This window comes from Streptomyces xanthophaeus (assembly GCF_000725805.1).
Taxonomy (GTDB): Bacteria; Actinomycetota; Actinomycetes; order Streptomycetales; family Streptomycetaceae; genus Streptomyces; species Streptomyces xanthophaeus.
This window is the reverse complement of record NZ_KL647137.1, coordinates 295,436-312,360: the sequence shown is the minus strand read 5'-3', so window position 1 is coordinate 312,360 and position 16,925 is coordinate 295,436. Positions and strand designations below refer to the sequence as shown.

Sequence of the window (16,925 nt, the reverse complement as noted above, 5' to 3'; positions counted from 1 at the left end):
GAACCCGCTAGACGTCCCTGCCGGACGCGTTCTCCCGCGCCCGCTCCTCGCGCGAACGGCGGGCGATGGACTCGATCAAGGCGATGATGGGCTGCGCGGTGTCGTCCGGAACCTCGGCGAGTGCACGCGCGGCGTACGCGACGACGCCGAGGTCGGCGCCGGCCGATCCATCGGCCCGGGTGCCCCTGAGCCGCCGGATGTCCTCGTCCTGACGCGCCACGGTCTTCTCCAGGAGGTCCTTGTGGATCAGTTGGAGGACTCGGTCCAGGGCCTCGGCGGGCTCGGCGACGAGGAATTCGATGCTCTCCCCGAAGAAGCTCGCGATCCCGGCCGCGTGATCGAGGTTGGGGGCCTTCCCCGTTTTGATCAGCTTGTCGAGCCACTGCGCGCTCGTGCCCGCACCGACGGCGATCTCCGCCAGTGAGTACGCACGCCGACCGCCGTCCGGCGCGGCCCGCAGACGCGTGCGGCGCAGGAAGACGATCCGGGACACCACGCGGCGGTGCCGCTCCTCCGTCGCGTCGCCCTCACCATCGGCCTCCTGCGGCAGTGGCTCACCGCGCAACAGGGCCTGCACGTGCTCCACGGGCAGCCCCGAGGCGAAGGAGAGGCCGCCCTCCCCCTCCACTCGCAGCACGTCCCGGCTGTCGAGGCCGGCGCCTTCGAGGAGGGCGTTGATCCGCTGAGCCGTCCTCACCGGGTCCGCGGCGATCCCCTCGCTCATGGCTCTCCCCCACTCGATGTTGACGTGCAGCACTGAGCGCCGACGCAATGGTTGATGCATCACACAGTATCGATCCCGATTCGGCACCAGCAACCAGGGATGACACGCATCAGCCTAGATTGATAGTGGGTGCCATGGGGCTTCGCGGTGCGAAATGACCGCATCGATGTGCGGACGGACCTGGAGACGACCTAGTGCGCCGGGCCCGGGTGGGTGGTGCAGCAGCCGTCGCGGAGCATCTGGTCCAGGACCCTGCGCCAGTCCCCAGGTGGCGCTGCAGCGGAGCCGGTGGACGCGGTTTGCAGGGCGGCCCGTTCCCACAGCATTCCGCCGCGTACGGCCGCCCGTACCCGGACCAGGTCGTCGAAGTCGGTGAACGGGTCGCCGTCGACGAGGGTGAGGTCGGCGATCCGCCCCGGTTCCACCGTGCCGAGTCGGTCCGCGACGCCGAACACCCGGGCCGGGGTGCGGGTGACGGTCGTGAGCGCCTCCGCGGGGGTCAGGCCGTGGCGGTGCAGGGCGCGCAGCGACAGGTGCAGGTGGAGGCCGACCGGGGTGAGCGGCGCGTCGGTGCCCAGCGCGAGGCGGCCGCCGCCCGCGAGGACGCCCCGGTAGGCGGCCACCTCCCGTTCCAGTACGGCGTTCTGCTCGGCGGTCGGCGGGGCCGCGGCCGCGGTCCGCACGGCCGCCACGTCCCAGGGCGGCATGAGGGCGGTCACCCGGGGGTCTTCGGCCAGCGCCGGATCGGCTCCGAGCAGCGGCAGCGCGGTGAAGGGCGTGGCGACGAGATCGAGGCCGCCCCGCCCGTAGAGCGCGAGCGTGTCCTGATAGGTGTGACCGCGCGGGGTCGCACCGTGCCCGTACTCGGCGCGTTCGGTCGCCACGAGGTGCGTGGTCAGGTCCTGGCCGGACTGGAGTCCGGCGGAGCACAGGTGGGAGCCGGCCGGGACGCCGAGCTGCTCGTGCGCGAAGCGCGCGGCATCGGCCATGTCCGCGTAGGGGGCGCGGACGTAGGTCTTGACGAAATCCCAGTCCAGCGCCTTCCCCCTGGCCAGCGAGCGGGCGAAGCCGGCCCGGGTGCGATGGGCGCGTCCCATGCTGTAGGCGACCCGGGAGCCGTCCAGGAGTTCCCCGCCGGCCAGCAGGCGGGGCCAGGCGAGCAGGCCGGCCCTGATGTCCTCGCGCAGCCGGGCCTGTTCGTAGGCGGAGCCACCGAGGGAGACGGCGGTGGTGACCCCGTACGCGAGGTGCAGGAGGCCCTGGCGGGCCCCGTAGGTGTAGGGGTACGGATGGACGTGGGCGTCCCAAAGGCCGGGCAGGACCGTGCCGGTGGAGGCATCGACCGTGCGCGCGGCCCGGCGGCCCGGCCGGTGGGGTTCGACGGCGGTGATCCGGCCGCCGCTGATCAGGACGTCCACGTCGGCGCGGGGCGGGGAGCCGGTGGCGTCCCACAGCAGCCCGGCGTGCACGACGGTGTCGACGGGTGCGGGGCGGCGGTGGTTCAGGGAGACGGGCACGGTGCGCGGGGCCGCGGTCGGTGCGCCCGCCCCGTCGAGGGCGAGCAGGCGCAGCCGGGCGCAGGACTGGTACAGCAGGGTGCGGGAATCCCCGGACCACGAGGGGTGGTCGGCGGGTTCGTCGGTCAGGCGGCGGGCCGCTCCGGCCGGGGTGCCGTCGGGGGTGACGGGCAGCAGCCACAGGGCGGACTCGCTGACGCAGGCCAGGAAGCGGCCGTCGGGCGACCAGACGGGGCCCGAGGCGTAGCGGTCGGAGAGGGAGGCGTGCGGGGCGAGCGCGTGGAGGCGGGCGGAGCCGGTGGCGGCGTCGACGATCCGGATCACGTTGTAGCCCTCGCGGAAGCGCCTGCTGAGGCGGTTGCGGTCACAGAGGGCGAGGTGGCGGCCGTCGGGCGACCAACTGGGCGGTCCCGGCAGTCCGCCGCCGCCGAGGGCGGCCGCCAGCGGGGTCTCCGTGCCGGTCGCGAGGTCGCGGACGAGGAGCCGCCCGGCGAGGTCGAGGGCGGCGAGCCGTCCGCCGTCGGGCGAGAGCACCCCGTAGACACGGCCGCCCGCGGCGAGGACGCTCTCGCCGCCGGACAGTTCGCGGCGGCGTACGGTGTTCAGCCCGTCGCGGTCGTCGGTGTAGACGAGGGCCCGGCCGTCCGGGCTCCACACCGGACCTTGGAGGTAGGCGGTGGCGGGGGCCTGGACGAGCTTGCGCGGTGCTCCCCCGGTGACGGGTACGGTCCACAGGGCGTTGAGCGCGGCGAAGGCGACGCTGCGGCCGTCGGGTGACAGGGCGGGCAGGTGGATGCCGCGGACGGGGAGGCTCCGCTCGGCCTCCAGGACGTACTCCTTGGCCGGGTAGCGCGGGCGGTCCACCTCCAGGGTGGCGTCGAGGGGGATCTCCCGGCCGGTGTGGTCCGCATGGGGGCGGATGACCCGGAACCGGCCGTCGAGCGTGATCAGCAGGCGGTCGTCACCGATCCAGCGCGGTGGCGCGGGGGCGAGGTCCCCTTCGAGGGCGACCTCGCGCCCGTCCGCGTACAGGCTGAGGACCTCGGCCTTGCGCGGGCCGGGAGCGGCGGACAGCCAGGCGGTGCGTCCGGCCGGGGAGAGCGCCGGGGCCAGCAGCCTGCCGGTGGTGGCGGTGTGTTCGGTGCGTACGCTCCCCGCGCCGTCGGCCGGGACCGAGGCGAGGGTCCGGGCGGTCAGGGTCTCCCCGGCGGGGGTGGCGCGGACGAACAGCACGCGGGACCCGTCCGGGGACCAGACCGGGTCGAAGTCCTCCCACTCGCCTTCCTGGCCGGGGCCGGACTGCCCGGGCAGGCCCGTCAGCCTGCGCGGGCCGCCACCGGTGAGGGGGACCGTCCAGATCCGGTAGGGGCTGCCCGCCACAGGGTCCCCGTCCCGCTCGGAACAGAAGGCGAGGCTGCGCCCGTCGGGGGACCAGGCGGGGGCGCGGTGGTCGAAGGGGCCGTCGGTGAGCCTGCGCAGACCGGACCCGTCCGCGGCCATCACCCAGATGTGGAAGGCTCCGCCGCGGTAGGCGCTCATCGCCAGGTGGCGGCCGTCCGGGGAGAACACCGGGCGGCCGGGCTCCAGATCGGGCGGGGTGAGCGGGGTGGCGGGCGATCCGTCCGGCGGCAGGGACCACAGGACGTTCTGTACCTCGGCGACGACGCGGTCCCCGCCCGCGGTGGCGGTCGCCGCGCCGTTGGTGGCACGGGTGAAGCGCAGCGTGAGCCGGTCCCCGGCCGCGGGGCCCGCGGGACCGGTCCCAGCGCCCGTGGGACCGTCCGCGGCCCGGGCCTGTGGGTGTCCGAGCAGCGCCGCCAGGGCTCCTGCCCCGCCCGCTTGCAGTACCGTCCTGCGCGCAACCCGCAACCCGACCACTCGCCTTCGCCTCTCGGTGACCGTGCCTGCCGGCCCGTCAGCCATCCGAACGATCAAGCCCCGCCCCGGGCAACGGTCTGCGCCGGCCGGCCCGTGCCACCTGTCAGCCCGTCAGTGCGCCAGCTCGTTCCGTGCGGCCTCAGCTGCACAGTGCCGTGTCGACGAGGTCCTGCGGGGAGGCGGCACCCGGTGCGAACAGCCGGTCGGACGTGACGGCCACCGTCGCGGCGCGGCCGTCGTCGGTGACGGCCCCGCGGGTGTGGTAGCCCGGGGTGTCGCCGCCGTGACCCCAGCCCAGTCCGCCGCAGCTGAGCGGAACGCTGGTCACCCCCAGCCCGAACCGGATGCCGGGCGGCGTACCGCCGCCCGCGGGGACCTCCACGGTGGTGCGCATCTGGTCGAGTTCGGCCTTCCCCAGCAGCTTCCCTGCGACCAGGGCGGAGAAGAAACGGTTCAGGTCGCTCGGGGTGGAGATGAGCTGACCTGCCGCCCAGCCCCAGGACATGTCTATCTCGGTGACGTTCTCCAGCGGCCCGCCGGGCTTCGGCTCCCGGTAGCCCTCGGGGTGTGCCTCCCGGATCCGCTCGTCGCCCACGCCCGGCCAGTAGGTGTGGCGCAGGCCGATCCGGTCGATGACGCGCTCGGTGATCTGCTCGGCCAGCGGGCGGCCGGTGACCTTCTCGATGAGCAGTCCCGCCAGGACGTAGTTGGTGTTGCTGTACGCCCAGCCGGCGCCGGGTGCGAACTCGGCCTTGTGGGCCAGTGCCAGATCGAGGAGGGTGCGGGGCTGGTAGTAGGTGTGGCGGCCCTCGCCGGAGACGGCTTCGATGATGTGGTCGGTGTAGTTGGGGAGTCCGCTGGTGTGCTGGAGCAGGTGGCGGACCCTGATGGCGTTGCCGTCGATGCCCTCGCCGCGCACCAGGCCCGGCAGGTAGCGCTCGATGGGGGCGTCGAGTTCGACCTTGCCCTCGCCGACCAGTTGCAGGACGACCGTGGCGACGAACGTCTTGGTGTTGCTGCCGGCCCGCACCTGTCCGTCCACCGGCACCTTCTTCCCGGTCCGCAGGTCCGCGACCCCGGCGGTGTGGTGACGGATGCGTCCGTCCCGGCCGGTGACGGCGGCCAGGGCGGCCGGGCTCTTCCCCTCGCCGTCGCCCACCAGGCGTTGCAGTCCCTGTCGTACGGGGTCGCCCGAGCCCTGCGGCCCTGCCGCGGCGGCGGGCAGGGACGCGATCAGGGTCAGGGCTGCGGCCGTCACCCCCGCCGCCACGGCCGCCCGGCGCAGCGGCGTCCGGGAGGGGCGGGTGGGCGGGGAGGTGACGCGGGCACGCTGCTGCTGGGTACGGTCGGGCATGGGTGGGCCTCCTCGCGCACCCGATGGGGTGCGTCGGCACAGGGGAAGGGCGTGGTCTGCGCGTTCGCGGGGCGGCCGGTCGGCCGGCCCCCTCGAACCCGGTACCCACGACCCTAGGAACCGGCCCCCGTCCGGCACATCGGCCGCAGTCCCGAGGACCCTGGTCCCGTCGGGCCCCCGACCGGGACCCACGGCCCGGCCCGTCCTCCTCCCGCGGGGTGACCCGGCCCGGTCACCCGGCCACGGATGGGGGGTTCAGCCCGCGACGGGGTACATCGACCCCCGCCGCCCCTCCGCCGAGGTCAGCCACTCCAGCTTCTCGGCCGTGTCGCCGACCGGCAGCGGGGTGTGCAGCACGATCGCCAGGTCCGGGCGGGCCGGGACCCGCAGCTGGGTGGACTCCAAGTGCAGGACGCCGACGACGGGGTGGTCCATCCGCTTCTCCAGCTGCCCGCCCGGGCGGACGTCCCTGCGCTCCCACAGCGCGGTGAACTCCGGGCTCAGCTCCCGCGCCTGAGCCACCACCTCCCGGAAACCCTCGTCGTCGGGCCGCTCCGAGCAGGCCGCCCGGAACTGGGCCACGACCTGCCCGGCGACCTCCTCCCAGTGCGGGGAACGGGCCCGGTAGAGGGGGTCGGTGAAGAAGGCGATCAGGCAGTTCTGCACGATCTCCGGGCGCATCCCGAAGACGAGCGCGGCCGCGTCGTTGTACAGCACCGTGTTCCAGTAGGCGTCCATGATGTGCGCGGGGAACGGCATCCAGGCCTCGATGAGCCGCTTCAGCCCGTGGCACATGTCCCGGTCGGCGGGGGCCACCTCCAGGGCGGGCGGGTTGAGCCCGGCGAGGACGTACAGGTGCCGCCGCTCGGCGCTGGTCAGTTCCAGGACCCGGCCGACCGAGTCGAGGACCTGCGAGGAGACCGTGATGTCGCGGCCCTGTTCCAGCCACTGGTACCAGGACACCCCGACTCCGGCGAGCACCGCGACCTCCTCGCGGCGCAGCCCCGGCGTGCGCCGCCGCGCGCCGCCGTCCGGCAGTCCGGCCCGCGCCGGACTGATCCTGGCCCGCCTGCTCATCAGGAACTCGCGCAGTTCGGTCCGGCGGTGCTGGTCGATCGGTGTGGCCACGAATTCCCCCCGTAGGCACCCTGGTGGTGCCACCAACAGGATAAGTTCCCACTCTCCACGGGCATTCCCGGGCCGCGAGGCTGGTGGCCATGGCGACCGACATACAGACGACGACACCCCGGCCCGCTCCCGCGGCCTCCTCGGACCAGCGGCTCACCGGCCGGGCCAAGCTGGTCCTCTTCGTGCTCTGCGCCGCCCAGTTCATGGTGGCGCTCGACTTCTCCGTACTGAACGTGGCCCTGCCCGTGCTCGGCAAGGACCTGGGGCTGAGCACCTCGGCCCTCCAATGGGCGGTCACCGCGTTCGCCCTGCCCTCAGGCGGGTTCCTGCTCCTCTTCGGCCGGATCGCCGACCTGTACGGGCGCAAGAAGCTGTTCCTGACCGGCCTCGCGGTGTTCGCCGCGGCCTCCCTGCTCGCCACCCTGGCCTGGGACCCGGCCTCCTTCCTCGCCGGGCGGGCCCTGCAGGGCCTGGGCGCCGCGGTCATCGTGCCGACCGGCATGTCCCTGCTGACCACGACCTTCCCCGAGGGGCCGTTGCGCGACCGGGCGCTCGGCATCTCCGGGACCCTGCTCTCCCTCGGGTTCACCATCGGCATGGTGCTGGGCGGTGTCATGACGGACACCCTGGGCTGGCGTTCCACGATGGCCCTGCTCTCGGTGGCCGCCGTGATCGTGCTGCTGCTCGCTCCCGGGCTGCTGCCCGAGTCGCGCACCCCCGAGCGGCCCCGCCTGGACGTGCCCGGCGCCGTCACCGTCACCGGCGGACTGCTCGCGGTGATCTACGCCCTGTCCACGGCGGCCCAGCGCGGCTTCGGCGGCGTGGACGTCTGGGGCACGCTGGCCCTCGGACTCGCCCTGCTCGCCGCGTTCGTGGTGGTCGAGTCGAGGTCCCCGGCCCCGCTGGTGTCGCTGCCGATGCTGAAGCGGCGCACGGTCGCCTGGGGCAACATCGGCGGTCTGGTGACCTTCTCGATGATGTCGACGGTCATCTTCGTGCTGACCCTCTACCTCCAGGAGACCTTGAGGCTGTCCGCCTTCCAGACGGGTCTGGTCTTCGGCGTCCAGGGCCTCGCCTCCGCCGTCGCCGGCTCCTTCGCCCCGAAGGTCATCGGCCGCTTCGGCGCCCGCCGGACCCTGGTCGGATCGCTGATCGGCCAGGGCGTGTTCGGCGCCGCGCTGCTCGGCATCGGAACCGGTTCCGGCGCCCTGCTCGCGACCGTCGCCGTGTCGGTGGCCAGCATGTGCCACCTCGGCGCGATCGTCTCGTACGGGCTGACGGTCACCAGCGGTGTGCCCGACGCGGAGCAGGGGCTGGCGACCGGACTGGTCACCACCACCCAGCAGGTGGGCCTCACCATCGGTATCCCGCTGCTCGGTGTCCTGGCCACCACCCAGGCCTCGCTGTTCGACGGGGTGCGGACGGTTCTGGCCGTCGACTCCGCCCTCGTGATCGCCGCGGGGATCCTGGCGGCGATCGGGCTCGGCCGCGAGAGGGCCTGAGGCGGGGGCCGGAGGCGGCGGCCCCGGCGACCGGGCCGCCGGCCCGGCCCGCGCCCCGGCTTGCGTAGGATCGCGCCATGCCGCAACTCGAACTGCTCCGCCTCGACCACGCCCCGGCTCTCCTGGAGTTCGAGCAGAAGAACCGGGCCTACTTCGCCGCATCCGTGCCCGACCGGGGCGACGGCTACTTCGCCGGCTTCGACGCACGCCACCACGCCCTGCTGGCCGAACAGGCCACCGGGGCGTGCTTCTTCCATCTCCTCGTGGGCAGCACCGGCGAGGTGCTCGGGCGGGTCAACCTGGTCGACGTGGCGCAGGGTTCGGCCGAGCTCGGCTACCGGATCGCCGAGGAGGCGGCCGGACGGGGGCTGGCCACGGCCGCCGTCCGCGAGGCCTGCGCCCTGGCGGCGTCCACGTACGGGCTGAGCACGCTGCGGGCCGAGACGACCCTCGACAACGCCGCCTCCCGCGCCGTCCTGACCCGGACGGGGTTCACGTCCGTCGGCGAGATCCGGCTGGACGGCCGTCCGGGCCTGCGGTTCGTACGGGACCTGGCGCGCCCCGCGGCCGGATAGCGCGGCAGGGCGGCCGGGGCCGGGTCAGGCCCGTGGGATTCCCGCGGACGTCTCGTCCCGGATGACGTTGCGGTGCACTTCGTAGACCATGCGGGCCTCGTCACTGGGCAGGGCGCCCGTGTCCAGGCCGCAGGTGCAGGTCACGGTGGTCTCGCCGGCGGTGACCCGCCCGGGCCGCGGCCCGTCGGGGGTGTGCGCGGGGTTCTGGACGGTTCCGTGGTGTTCGAAGCGGAGGTTGTGGCGGAAGGGCTGCTGCTCACTCATGCCCCCATCATCCCCGCATCCGCGCACCGTGCCCCCACTCCGGCGCGCCCGGCCCTGCGGTCAGGACCGGGCGCCCCTCCCGCCGGGTGCTGCCGGGGCCGCCGAATGGCGGTCACCGGGGGATGGCGCAGGTGCCACGAGCCGCTTTCCCGGCAGACGTTGCACGGGGACATCCAGCCCTTGGTCTGCGCCTTCGCGACGCGGCGTCGCGATGCTGTCCCGGGCGGGCCGGGCCGGGCGAACGTCCGCCGCGTCCCCCCGGGTTCAGGTCGTCGGGTGCAGCCGGGAGGCCGTGCCGAGTGAGCCCTGCGGGTCCTCGTCCGCGCTGCCCAGCGCACTGCCCGCGAGCCAGGTCCGCCAGTCCACGTTCCAGTCCCCGAAGCCGTTGTCGAAGGGCGCCATCTTCGCGCCGCCGCTGTTGACCACCTCGACGATGTCCCCTTCGCGGACCGTCTCGAAGAACCAGGCGGCGTCCTCGGTGCTCATGCCCGTGCAGCCGTGGCTGACGTTCTCCTCGCCCTGCGCCTCGACCGACCAGGGCGCGGCGTGGATGTACTCGCCGCTCCAGGTCACCCGGGTCGCGTAGAGCACGGGCAGGTCGTAGAACTCCTTGGTGCCGCGCTTGATGCCCACCGAGTCCCCGCGCATCCGGACCTTGGGTTCCTTGCCCAGGACGACCTTGATGCCGCTGCGGGTCCGGAAGCCGGCCTTGCCGGTGGTGACGGGGATCGTCCTGATGACCCGTCCGTTGCGGCGTACGGTCATCTCGTGGGTGGCGGAGTCGGTGACGGCCTCGATCCGGTCCCCGACGGTGAACTCCAGGGGCTCGGACGGACCGCCGTAGCCGTGCTCGCCGATCTGGACCCCGTCGAGACCGCTGCGGACGCGGACCACGGTGTGCGCGGGCCAGTACGCACGCGGCCGGAAGTGCAGGGTGGACGCGTCGACCCAGTGCCAGGCGCCCTCTACGTGGGGCTCCGAGGTGACCTCCAGGGCCTGCTCCAGACGGGCGCGGGCGGCGCGGTCGGCGGCGGGGACCGGATGGCTGAGCGCGGCCGTCACGATCTCCCCCGCGCCGTAGGTCCGGCCGGGGAGCGGCCCGAAGTCGACGGTCAGTCTGCTGCCGGCCGAGGGCGGTGCGGTCGTGAACGCCATGGTCACGCCGACCGGCCGGCCGGCCGCGTCCTGGGCGCCGACCTGCACGGTGTAGTCCTCCCCCGCCCGCAGCGGTTCGGTGTTCAGCCAGCGTTCGCCGTCCGGACCGAGGTGCCCGGCGAGGTGGCGGCCGCTCCCGTCGCGCACGGTCACGTCGGTGAGGTGGCCGGGCTCCGCGAGGGTGATCTCGAGTGGCCCGCCGGAGTCGGTGGGCAGCGCGTCGGCGCGGGCGGCCCGCGAGGAGCCGCTGAGGGGCACCTCCTCCTGGAGGGAGCCCACTCCCCGGGCGGTGGCGCGCACCCGCTGTTCCCGCCAGCCTCCGCAGAGCGCGGGTCCGAAGGTCCCGGCGGCGCACTGGCCGGTGGGGGACGCGTGGCCCTCGTCCACCGCCCTGCCGACGAGCAGCGTGAGTGCGGCCTCCTTCGCGTGGCCGGCGAAGGTCCCGTGCGACGGTCCGGCCGCGGGGGCCGTGCCCGGCGCCGCGGCGACGACCAGCATGGCCCCGGTCACGGCGGCCACGGCCCCCCACTTCTTGGTCGGTTGTGTCCATTGCGCCCGTGACATAGCCACGCAGCCCTCCCAGTTCTCACACGGCCCGAAGGCAGCAGTAAACCGACCGGGAGCCGAAATGATGATCATGCGCTCGGTCCTGCGGCCGAACGGGCACCCCAAGAGAACTCGGACGGAGCACATCACCCCCGCCCGGCCGGGTCCCGGCCGACCACCAGGGAGCGCGGCGGGCGCGCGGGTACGGGCGGGAGCCGCAGGGGGTGGTGACCGGGCGTCAGGGAGCCGAGGACCCGCAGGCCCCGGGCCCCGGTGCAGGCGGGAACGTTCCCGGGGAGCCCGTGCAGGGTGAGGAAGCCGAGGACGGCGAAGGCGTACGCCTCCTTGGCCGCGGTGGGCAGGCCGAGCGCGTCGGACGTCAGCATCCGGGTGCCGGCTCCGAGTTCCTCGCGGAGCATCGCCATCAGCACCGGGTTGCGGGTGCCGCCGCCGGAGGCGATGACCTCGGTGACGGCGAGCGGGCGCAGGGCGTCGGCGACGGTCCGGGCGGTGAGCCGGGTGAGGGTGGCGACGACGTCCTGCGGGGCGGCGTCGAAACCGTTCAGGGCCGTGCGCAGATAGCCGTGGTGGAACAGCTCCTTGCCGGTGGTCTTGGGGGCGGGCAGCCGGTAGTAGGGCTCGGCCAGCAGGCTGCGGAGCAGGCCCTCGTGGGTGCGGCCGGATGCGGCCAGTGCACCGTCCTCGTCGTAGCCGAGACGCCCCGAGGTCAGTTCGCGCACCGCCGCGTCGAGCAGGGCGTTGCCCGGTCCGGTGTCGAAGGCCACCGGGCCTCCGGCCGCGGGCAGGGCGGTGAGGTTGGCGATGCCGCCGATGTTCAGGGCGGCCGGTACGCCGGGCCGGCCGCGCAGCAGCATCAGGTCGACGAGGCTCACCAGCGGGGCGCCCTGGCCGCCGGCCGCGACGTCGGCCGGGCGGAAGTCGGAGACGACCGGGCAGCCGACGGCCTCGGCGATCCAGGCGGGGCGGCCCAGCTGGAGGGTGCCGTGCACCTGCCCGTCGGCCACCCAGTGGTACACCGTCTGCCCGTGCGAGGCGATCAGCTCTGCGCCTCCGTCGCACAGTTCACGGTCGGCTCGGACGGCGAGGGCCGCGAAGGCCTGCCCGATGCGGGTGTCGAGGCGGCACACGTCGGCCAGGGCCGTGGGCGCGGGCGGCAGGGCCGCGGCCAGGGCGTCGCGCAGCTGCTCCTCGTAGGGTGCGCTGACCATGCCGAGCGGGACGAGGCGCAGGACGTCCCCGTCGGCCTCGAAGGTGAGCTCGGCGGCCGCGGCGTCGACGGCGTCGTACGAGGTGCCCGACATGAGCCCGATGACCCTCATCGCAGGGGCCTGCGGTGGTCGTCGCCGCGCAGGCCCGCCAGGGCGAGCGCGCTGAGGGCGCAGGCGCCGGCCGCGTAGTAGGCGGGGACGTCCGGGTTGCCGGTGCGGGCGACCAGCGCCGTGATGACCAGGCCCGCGCAGCCGGAGAACACGGCGTTGGCGAGGGCGTAGGCCACGCCGAGCCCGGTGCAGCGCACCCGGGCCGGGAACATCTCCGCCAGCATGGCGGGGCCCGGGCCGGCGAGCAGGCCGACCGCGGCGCCCGCGGCCAGCACGCCGGCCGCCTTGGCGGCGGGCGGGGCGGCGGGATCCTGGAGCAGGTCGAGGAGCGGGAGCGCGAACAGGGCGACGGTGAGGGCGCCGCAGAGCATCACGGGGCGCCGGCCGATGCGGTCGCTGAGCATTCCGGCGGGCAGGATCGAGGCGGCGAAGCCGAGGTTGGCGAGGGCGGTGGCGATCACGGCCTCCCGGAAGGTCGCGCCCAGCGTGGACTGGAGGTACGAGGGCAGGACGACGAGGAAGGTGTACCCGGCCGCGGACCATCCCATGATCCGGCCGATGCCGAGGACGACGGCGCGGGCCGTCCCCGGCGTGTCCCGGGGCCGGTCGGCGGGGTCGGGACGTGGCCCTGGGGGTTTCTGGGGTGCTGGGGGTCCCTGGGGTGCTGGGGGTCCCTGGGGTGCTGGAGGTCCCTGGGAGCCTGGCGTCTCCTGGGGGCCAGGGGGCTCCGCCAGGCCGGTGCGCAGCCACAGTGCGGCCAGGCCCAGCGGCAGGGCCAGCAGGAACGGGATCCGCCAGCCCCAGTCGTGGAGGGCGGCCGGGGTGAGCAGGGTGGCCGTCAGGGCGGCGGTACCGGCGCCTCCGAGCAGGCCGAGCGCGAGGGTGAAGGACTGCCAGGCGCCGTAGCGGCCGCGGCGGCCGGGCGGCGCGTACTCGGTCATCAGGGCCACGGCTCCGCCGAACTCCCCGCCGGCGGACAGGCCTTGCAGGGCGCGCAGCAAGGTGAGCAGCCAGGGTGCCGCCGGGCCCAGCTGGGCCTGGGTGGGGAGCAGGCCGATCAGGGTGGTGGCCAGTGTCATGAGCCCGACGACGGCGACGAGGGCGGTGCGGCGCCCGACGCGGTCACCGAGCCGGCCGAAGAGCAGGGCGCCGAGGGGCCGGAAGAAGAAGGCCAGGGCGAACGAGGCGTACGTGGCGAGCAGCGGCCCGGCGCCGCTCGCGCCGGCCGTGGTGCCCGCGGCCGGGGTGAAGAAGTGGGCGGCGATGACCGTGGCGAAGCAGCCGTAGACACCGAACTCGTACCATTCGACGAGGTTGCCGACCGAGCCGGCGAGCAGCGCGCGGCGCGGTCGGGCGGGGGCGGCGGCGGGCGGATCGGCGCGCAGGGCGAGAGGGGTCACGCGTGCTGGGTGCCCGGTCCGTGTGCGCGGGATGCGTCACGGCGCCGGGGTTCAGCAGATCGGCCTCGGCGCGGCGGCGGGCCTCCCCGGGTACGAGGGGCGTCCCCGGGTACGGGGGCGGTCAGGCCGGGTGGCCGTCGGCGTCGGTCCGGTCGGCCTGGCCGGAGAACTTGCTCAGGAACACGTCGTACCAGCCGTCGGAGCGCCGGGTCAGGACGGCCCCGTCCTGCCAGGTGCCGTTGTCCGCCCACCACCGGCTGCCGTCCGGATCGCCCTGGTTCTGGTGGATTCCGTGCATGCCGAGGCCGTGCTCGAAGGGCTCTCCGAAGATCAGGACCGGCCTGCCGGGCACCAGGAGGGGTTCCAGGGCCTGCGCGGCTTCGAGGGGGGAGCCGGAAAGCCACGGCCGGGGCGGGTGCAGCCGGTCGAGGAGGTGCTGCAGCCAGGCGGGCGGGCGGCGCAGGAAGAGGAAGCCGGTGCGGTCCGCGAGGGCCGGATGCCTGAGGTGGTCCAGGGCTCCGGATCCGGAGCTCGTCGAGAGGTCGTGGTAGCCGGGCCCCAGCGCGGGCACCGGTTCGAGGACCGAGGGGGCCAGGGTGAAGACCTTCCACCGGACGGCGGTCCCGGACTGCTCGCCGTCCACGTCGACGGCGCAGCGGTAGCGGCCCGCGGGGGCGTCCACCTCCAGGTGGACGCGGGACCAGCGCCCCTGGGCGTCGGGCTGGTCCCGGTGGTGGCCGTGCAAGGTCCCTGAGAGCACACCGTAGGCGTCGAGCGGCATGCCTGCGAGTCAACCATCCGGTGCGCGAAAAAGCACTGCGGGCCGGAGTGGGCGCCGTGTTTACATGGCTCCCATGGTGTCCACCGACCGGCTGCTGGCCTTTGCGGCCATGTCCTTCCTGCTGATCATCATTCCCGGCCCGAGCGTGCTGTTCGTGATCGGGCGGGCGCTGGCGCACGGGCGCCGGGCCGCGCTGACCACGGTCGTGGGCAACACCCTCGGCGCCTTCGCCCTCGTCGTGGCCGTGGCCCTGGGGGTCGGAGCGGTCGTGGAGCGCTCGGTCCTCGTGTTCACGGCGCTCAAGCTCGCGGGCGCCGCCTACCTGGTGTACCTCGGCATCAAGGCGGTGCGCGGGCGCGGTGCGCTGCACGCCGCCGCGGTCGGCGATGCCGGTCCGGGGCGCGGCAGCCTGCGTACGGTGTGGGAGGGCTTCGCCGTGGGCGTCGCCAACCCCAAGACCATGGTCTTCTTCGCCGCGGTGCTCCCGCAGTTCGTGGACCGCGGGCAGGGGCACGCCACCCTGCAGATGCTGCTGCTCGGGCTGGTGTTCAACCTCATCGCGCTGGCCTCCGACAGCGCGTGGGGTCTGGTCGCGGCGACCACCCGCACCTGGTTCGCCCGCTCGCCGCGCAGGCTCTCCCTGATCGGCGGGGCGGGCGGCATCACCCTGATCGGCCTCGGCGTGACCGTGGCGGCGACGGGCCACAAGGACTAGGCGTGTTGTCCCGGGAGGCACGTCTCGCGCGCCCTCAGCCGACCCGGCGGGCCAGTACCTGTCCGGGCCAGGTGCCCGACAGGAAGGGGTCGGTGGGGGTGAAGCCGTTGCGCTCGTAGAAGGCGACGAGTTCGCCCCCGCCGCCCGCCCAGCAGTCGACCCGCAGCAGGTCCACGCCGGCCCGCCGGGTCTCCTCGGCGGCATGGGCCAGCAGCGCCGCCCCGATGCCCCGGCCCGCGTACCGCCGGTCGGAGACCAGCAGCCGGACGTACCGCTCGGGTTCCCCGGCCGGTGCGATCGGCATCTGCGGGCTGGGCCCGGTGTCCATCACCAGGGCTCCGACGGGCCGGCCGTCGAGTTCGGCGAGGTAGGGCGCGTTGTCCGTGGTGTACCGCTCGACCCGGGCCACTCCGCCCGGAATCTGCGAGTACGGAATCGTGCCCCACTGTTCGGTGTTGCCGCGGCTGTTCATCCAGGCCACCGCACCGTCGAGCATGTCGAGGATGACGGGTGCGTCGGCGGGGCTGCCCGGGCGGATCCGTATGCCGTCTGTGGTGTCGTTCACGGCGAAAGCTTAGACACTGCCGGTCGGGCCGGGCTGCCCTCGCCGGTCCACGCACCGAACGGACGGTTCAGGACGGGTCGGCCCGTTCGAGGGACCGCCAGACCTGCTGGGCCCAGGCGAGGTGGGCGGGGTCCTCGTAGCTGCAGAACACGTGGGCGGCGGTACCGGAGGCCGGCACCGTGAAGCCGTAGAACTCGTGCCGCTCCCGGCCGTGGTCGGACGGGGTCAGCCAGAAGGCGTGGCGCAGGCCGCCCGGCAGCGGCTCGGTGAGCCGCTGCCCGGGGAGCTTGTCGGGAGCTCCGTCGAGCAGCGCGGAGAGGAAGTCCGCGGGCGGCCGTCCCGGCTCGTCGTCCGTGCACAGGTACACGGCGGCGCTGCGGTCCGGCCCGGCGAACCGGTCGGCTCCGTCGGCGAACCGGGCGGTGAGGCCGGCGGTGCGGACGACCGTCCACCGGTCGCCGAGGTCGGTGCGGACGTCGATGGGAAGCTCGTGCGGGAAGCGGCTGAGGACGTGGTCCCGGTCCCAGGTGTCCTCCAGGACGCGGGCGGCCGTCGGGGCATGACCGGCGACGAGGTAGGGCAGCTCCCCGGGGACGGTGACCCGGGCGGTGAAGGGGGCTCCCAGCAGGTCGTCGCCCCAGGGGCGGACCTTGTTGGCGAACCGCCCCGTGAAGGAGAGGTCCGCGTAACCGGGGTCGTCCCACAGGTCGTCGGCCTGCCGGAGCGTGGCCTCGTCGACCTCCAGCCAGATCCCCAGGACCAGCTCGGTCTCGTGCGTCAGCCGGACGGGCAGCAGACAGCGGATGAAGGAGCCGACGCCGTCGACCCGGATCAGCGCGCGGGGACCGAGGCTGTGCCGGGCCCCCTCAGGTGCGGTGCGGGCGGCGTCGGGCAGGTTGAACCCGACGTCGATGCGCCGCTCGTCCGGGAGCGGGTCGCCGCAGCAGGAGCAGGAGGTCAGGTGGCCGGTCACTCCGCCACCCTAGGCTGCGGCCGGTGCGCCGCTGTGCCTTGGGGGGCGGCCGTCGCGGGGCCCTGCTGACGGCTCGGCGTCCGCTAAGAACGACATGGGGATCCGCACCAGGGCCTGCTCGAACCGGCGCCTGCAGGGGGCGCGCAGCCGCTTCCTCCCCCCTTGGGGATTGAACTCAGGTGAGGAGGTCGAAGGTGACGCCTCCGGAGCCGGCCTGATCCGGTGCTTCCGCGAGCGAGAAGGTTCCGCTCCCTGCCTCGACGACTCGCACCGTGATCCCGCCGCGATCCTCGCCGGGGAACGCAAGGGAGAAGTGGGGATCCATCTCCATGAGGAAGTCCCAGCCCTCGCGCTGGGCCGTGTCGAGGGACTTGGCATGCCGACCGGCCGCCCGCAAGGTGCCGACCGCATCGACAGTGACGGTGATGTCGATGTCGTAGGTGCCGAGGCAAGTCGATGGATTGGCCCACCATTCGAGGCGGGCCTGACCCACGAATCGATCCATGAG

Annotated in this window: 15 protein-coding genes; 3 read left to right on the top strand and 12 right to left on the bottom strand. The window is 74.2% G+C overall.

Annotated features, from left to right (window positions below; all coding sequences use genetic code 11):
• Nucleotides 1-7 precede the first annotated feature (7 nt).
• The 4 genes from IO30_RS42520 to IO30_RS0139315 all read right to left on the bottom strand — a co-directional run bounded on the left by IO30_RS42520 (nucleotide 8) and on the right by IO30_RS0139315 (nucleotide 6,550).
• Nucleotides 8-724: a hypothetical protein gene (locus IO30_RS42520; protein WP_051858812.1), complete on the bottom strand. Its 717-nt coding sequence runs from the start codon at nucleotides 722-724 to the stop codon at nucleotides 8-10.
• A 191-nt stretch (nucleotides 725-915) separates the two neighbouring features.
• Nucleotides 916-4,164 (bottom strand): amidohydrolase family protein, encoded by a 3,249-nt coding sequence (locus IO30_RS0139325; protein WP_078904944.1) that lies wholly within the window; start codon nucleotides 4,162-4,164, stop codon nucleotides 916-918.
• A gap of 94 nt (nucleotides 4,165-4,258) precedes the next feature.
• The gene (locus IO30_RS0139320) at nucleotides 4,259-5,473 is read right to left on the bottom strand and encodes a serine hydrolase domain-containing protein (RefSeq protein WP_078904943.1); all 1,215 of its coding nucleotides are present in this window, start codon (nucleotides 5,471-5,473) and stop codon (nucleotides 4,259-4,261) included.
• A gap of 255 nt (nucleotides 5,474-5,728) precedes the next feature.
• Complete coding sequence (locus IO30_RS0139315; RefSeq protein WP_078904948.1) at nucleotides 5,729-6,550, bottom strand: helix-turn-helix transcriptional regulator; 822 nt, start codon at nucleotides 6,548-6,550, stop codon at nucleotides 5,729-5,731.
• 140 nt (nucleotides 6,551-6,690) lie between these two features.
• On the opposite strand from IO30_RS0139315, the gene IO30_RS0139310 reads away from it, so the two are divergent.
• Both IO30_RS0139310 and IO30_RS0139305 read left to right on the top strand, forming a co-directional pair.
• Nucleotides 6,691-8,103, top strand: a complete 1,413-nt coding sequence (locus tag IO30_RS0139310; protein ID WP_031151414.1) for an MFS transporter — start codon at nucleotides 6,691-6,693, stop codon at nucleotides 8,101-8,103.
• A 77-nt stretch (nucleotides 8,104-8,180) separates the two neighbouring features.
• Nucleotides 8,181-8,678 carry a GNAT family N-acetyltransferase gene (locus IO30_RS0139305; protein ID WP_031151412.1) on the top strand — a complete coding sequence of 166 codons (498 nt, stop codon included), beginning with the start codon at nucleotides 8,181-8,183 and terminating at the stop codon, nucleotides 8,676-8,678.
• Nucleotides 8,679-8,702: 24 nt separating this feature from the next.
• On the opposite strand, the gene IO30_RS0139300 is transcribed toward IO30_RS0139305, so the two are convergent.
• The 5 genes from IO30_RS0139300 to IO30_RS0139280 form a co-directional block, all read right to left on the bottom strand.
• Nucleotides 8,703-8,942 carry a hypothetical protein gene (locus IO30_RS0139300; protein WP_031151410.1) on the bottom strand — a complete coding sequence of 80 codons (240 nt, stop codon included), beginning with the start codon at nucleotides 8,940-8,942 and terminating at the stop codon, nucleotides 8,703-8,705.
• Nucleotides 8,943-9,206: 264 nt separating this feature from the next.
• Complete coding sequence (locus tag IO30_RS0139295; protein ID WP_237403293.1) at nucleotides 9,207-10,616, bottom strand: L,D-transpeptidase; 1,410 nt, start codon at nucleotides 10,614-10,616, stop codon at nucleotides 9,207-9,209.
• Nucleotides 10,617-10,789: 173 nt separating this feature from the next.
• A complete protein-coding gene (locus IO30_RS0139290) occupies nucleotides 10,790-11,983 on the bottom strand; it encodes an anhydro-N-acetylmuramic acid kinase (RefSeq protein WP_031151406.1) in 1,194 nt (397 codons plus the stop codon).
• Entirely contained in the window at nucleotides 11,980-13,383 is a 1,404-nt protein-coding gene (locus IO30_RS0139285; RefSeq protein WP_031151404.1) for an MFS transporter, read from the bottom strand. Before IO30_RS0139285 ends, IO30_RS0139290 begins: the two co-directional genes overlap by 4 nt.
• A gap of 121 nt (nucleotides 13,384-13,504) precedes the next feature.
• A complete protein-coding gene (locus IO30_RS0139280) occupies nucleotides 13,505-14,164 on the bottom strand; it encodes a DUF2278 family protein (protein ID WP_031151403.1) in 660 nt (219 codons plus the stop codon).
• 73 nt (nucleotides 14,165-14,237) lie between these two features.
• Between IO30_RS0139280 and IO30_RS0139275 the strand changes: the two genes are divergently transcribed.
• On the top strand, nucleotides 14,238-14,879 hold the full coding sequence (locus IO30_RS0139275) for a LysE family translocator (protein ID WP_037896421.1): 642 nt from the start codon (nucleotides 14,238-14,240) through the stop codon (nucleotides 14,877-14,879).
• Between the two features lie 34 nt (nucleotides 14,880-14,913).
• On the opposite strand, the gene IO30_RS0139270 is transcribed toward IO30_RS0139275, so the two are convergent.
• The 3 genes from IO30_RS0139270 to IO30_RS0139260 all read right to left on the bottom strand — a co-directional run bounded on the left by IO30_RS0139270 (nucleotide 14,914) and on the right by IO30_RS0139260 (nucleotide 16,910).
• Complete coding sequence (locus IO30_RS0139270) at nucleotides 14,914-15,444, bottom strand: GNAT family N-acetyltransferase (protein WP_031151399.1); 531 nt, start codon at nucleotides 15,442-15,444, stop codon at nucleotides 14,914-14,916.
• A 67-nt stretch (nucleotides 15,445-15,511) separates the two neighbouring features.
• Nucleotides 15,512-16,417, bottom strand: a complete 906-nt coding sequence (locus tag IO30_RS42515; RefSeq protein ID WP_051902861.1) for a DUF2199 domain-containing protein — start codon at nucleotides 16,415-16,417, stop codon at nucleotides 15,512-15,514.
• Between the two features lie 175 nt (nucleotides 16,418-16,592).
• Nucleotides 16,593-16,910, bottom strand: coding sequence for a hypothetical protein (locus tag IO30_RS0139260; protein WP_237403294.1), 318 nt, complete (start codon nucleotides 16,908-16,910; stop codon nucleotides 16,593-16,595).
• Nucleotides 16,911-16,925: the final 15 nt, after the last annotated feature.